This is a genomic window from Ideonella sp. P3_A4 (assembly GCF_056403075.1).
The window spans coordinates 1-2,885 of the sequence record NZ_JBFUGE010000705.1; the positions used below are offsets into that span (position 1 = coordinate 1).

At 67.2% G+C, this 2,885-nt stretch carries 5 protein-coding genes; all 5 read right to left on the reverse strand.

Annotated features, from left to right (window positions below):
- Positions 1-520, reverse strand: a 520-nt coding sequence (locus AC1DYI_RS31465; protein ID WP_477208043.1) for a substrate-binding periplasmic protein, incomplete at its 3' end; no start/stop codon positions are given.
- Between the two features lie 121 nt (positions 521-641).
- Positions 642-1,352: an urease accessory protein UreH domain-containing protein gene (locus AC1DYI_RS31470; RefSeq protein ID WP_477208044.1), complete on the reverse strand. Its 711-nt coding sequence runs from the start codon at positions 1,350-1,352 to the stop codon at positions 642-644.
- Between the two features lie 66 nt (positions 1,353-1,418).
- A complete protein-coding gene (locus AC1DYI_RS31475; RefSeq protein ID WP_477208045.1) occupies positions 1,419-1,706 on the reverse strand; it encodes a hypothetical protein in 288 nt (95 codons plus the stop codon).
- Positions 1,684-1,905 carry a nitrogen fixation protein FixH gene (locus tag AC1DYI_RS31480; RefSeq protein WP_477208046.1) on the reverse strand — a complete coding sequence of 74 codons (222 nt, stop codon included), beginning with the start codon at positions 1,903-1,905 and terminating at the stop codon, positions 1,684-1,686. The genes AC1DYI_RS31475 and AC1DYI_RS31480 overlap by 23 nt, the downstream gene beginning before the upstream one ends.
- Positions 1,906-1,917: 12 nt before the next feature.
- Positions 1,918-2,885 (reverse strand): cytochrome c oxidase accessory protein CcoG (ccoG, locus tag AC1DYI_RS31485; protein ID WP_477208047.1); only part of this gene is annotated, 968 nt, incomplete at its 5' end.

Genomic DNA, 2,885 nt, shown 5'->3' on the forward strand with positions numbered 1-2,885 from the left:
CCACATAACGGTCGAACTCCTTGCCGCCCAGCAGGAACCCGGCATTGGTGCCGATGGTCAGGCCCACATAGTCGTCCGGCCAATTCTTCAGGCTCCGGTTGACGGTCGTCGCCCGGTTGCAGAACACGACGACCTGCTCGTCCAGAATCGGCTCTGAATACCGGATGTACGGGCGCTCTTCGGGCCTGAAGTAAGGCGGGTAGAGTGCGAAACCCTGGCCGGTTTCCAGCAGCTTGAGCCCGCGCTTCCAGGGCACCGGCACCAGGGTCACGTGGTACTGCGGCATTTTCTCGAATGCCTTGTTGAGGATGTCGGCGTAGATGCCAAGCGCCGCGCCGTTTTCGCCATACGAATAAGGTGGATAACCATCGTCGGCGTAGATGGTCACGTCGATCGGCGAGACCGCGGCAGCGTGGCAAAGCGATGCGGCGAACACAAGCCCTGAGGCAAGAAGACCGGCCAAGCTGCGAAGTGCCGAGGCAAGCCACGGGCCGCACAGAAGTGGCATGTCATTTTTCATACCGCCCTCCAACGTCGCCGATACAACAGCGGTTCGAAACGGTGTCTCGAACTTGCCTCAGATGGTGACACTCTCGCCAGGGGTGCGCAACCGCGCTCACCCTGCATTCAAGGGGGGCCAGTCAGGCGCACCACGCCGCCAAGCGCTGCCAGATGCCGTGCGTGAGGGCCCAGCCTGAACTGGCCATCAAGCACAGGCCGGGCAACCGCAAACCACCGACAGTGGCCCAGTGGGGCGCGGCGGCCGCCCCTCGCCAGCCGCGCCATCGGGCCCAGGCCCACGGGGCGACTGCCAGCGCCGGCAGTGACGCCAAGGCGAAGGCGCCCATCACCAAGGCCCCGCCTTGCGGGCTGCTGGCCAGGGCCGACAACAGCAGCGCGCTCTGCAGCGCTGCGCAAGGCCATGCAACCCACGCCAGACCGGCGAGACCGGCACGCACAGGCCGGCGCTGCAAAGCCGGGTGAGCAAAGACCACCGGCACCACGCCGGTGCGCTGCATCCAGCGCGGGGACCGGCCGGTCAGCAACCACCACAAGCCCAGGCCGAACAAGGCCAGGTGCAGCAAGGTCCAGACCGGGCGCAGCGTGGGCATCGTCTGGCTCCAGGCGCCGAGCGCTGACACGCTGGCGGCGGCGACTGCACCGCCGGCCATGTAGCTCAGCAAGCGCCCCAGTTGAAAGCCGACGCTGCTGGACCGGCAACCGCCGGTCAGCGCCGCGCAAGGCGCGGAGCACATCACCACGCAGTGGGGCGTAGCGGCCACGCCCAGCGCGAGCCCGGCCAGCACCAGCGCACCGTCCATCAGACCAAAGGCTCGCAGATCATCGTGCACGCATGGTGCTTGCCGAGCGGCCGCTCAGGCTTGACGTGGCGCAAGTTTTCGCCCGCGGCGCGGGTGTCAGGCGGCGTCGGCTTCGCGCCCTTCGGTCTGGAGCAACTGGGTGATCGCCCCGGATGTCGAAATCACACTCCAGAAGATCAGGAAGGTGACCGAGTAGACCGAGCTCGTCGTCCAGCTCAGCGGCTCGACGCCAAACCAGTTCAGGCTGGCTGGATCGACCACGACGAAGACCAGGGCCTCCAGCACCGCGGCCATCACGAAGGCCGGCCACAGGATCATCAGCACCCGGTCGTGGAACGGGAGCGGACCGGCCCGCGGCACCTCAAGGCTGCGGCGCTGCGGCATGGTTGCGCGCCTGGGTGGCGGGCGCCAGGTTGCCGGTCTTGGGCAACGCCGTGTTCAACGGCTGGTCACCGCCATGCACTGCGAGCACGAGTGTGGCGAAACTGGCCACCACCACCACGGCGGGGCCGGCGATCACCAACCAGACGATCGGAAAGCGCCACCAGGGCAGATCGGTTCGAAGCTTGCTGCTTTGCGACATGGGATCCTCGATTCAACGGGGAACGACGAAGGTCGACTTTTCCTGGACCGCGGCTTCACCGGCCGCCGCTGGGGCAATCGAAAACATGATCGGGTGCGCGCCCGACCCGAGAGTAGCGCTGGCATCTGCCGGCAGGCGCACCGCCAAGGTCACCCAGCGCGCCTGGGCCGCCGCCACGTCGACCATGGGCTCGCCCACCAGGCGGGCCCCGGCCACGCCCTTCACGTCGATGCGGTAGCGCTGCGGTGTCTCGGTGGCGTTCATCAGTTGCAGGCGGTACAGGTTCTCGGTCTCGCCCTCACCCACCAGGCGCGCGAGCGTGGCGCGGTCGCGCACCACGTCGACCTTGAAGGGGTGGCGCCAGGAGAGGCTGACGGCAAAGGCGGCCGAGATGGCCAGCAGCACCACGCCATAGACGATGACCCGGGGCCTGAACACCCGCCTGGCCATCTGGCGCTGCGTCATGCCGTTGTCCAGCCCGTTCTGCGTCGCGTAGCGGATCAGGCCACGCGGGTACTTCATCTTGTCCATCACACCGTCGCAGGCGTCGATGCAAGCCGTGCAGGCGATGCACTCGTATTGCAGCCCGTCGCGGATGTCGATGCCCGCCGGGCACACGTGCACGCACAGGTTGCAGTCGATGCAGTGCCCGAGCTTGGCTTCGGCCAGGTCGGTGCTGCGCCCCCGCTTGCCACGCGGATCGCCGCGCTGTGCGTCGTAGGTGACGATCATCGTGTCGCGGTCGAACATCGCGCTCTGGAAGCGCGCGTACGGGCACATGTACTTGCAGACCTGCTCGCGCAGGAAGCCGGCGTTGCCGTAAGTGGCCAGGCCGTAGAAGTTGACCCAGAACCATTCCCACGGCCCGAACGCCAGCGTGAAGGCCTCGGCCCAGAGTGAGCGGATCGGCGTGAAGTAGCCGACGAAGGTGAAGCCGGTCCACAACCCGATGGTCAGCCATGCGCCGTGCTTGCCGGCCT

Excerpts from the sequence above, each read along its gene's own strand:
- AC1DYI_RS31475 (WP_477208045.1), bottom strand. The coding sequence starts at position 1,706 with ATGCCGCAGCGCCGCAGCCTTGAGGTGCCGCGGGCCGGTCCGCTCCCG.
- AC1DYI_RS31480 (WP_477208046.1), bottom strand. The coding sequence starts at position 1,905 with ATGTCGCAAAGCAGCAAGCTTCGAACCGATCTGCCCTGGTGGCGCTTT.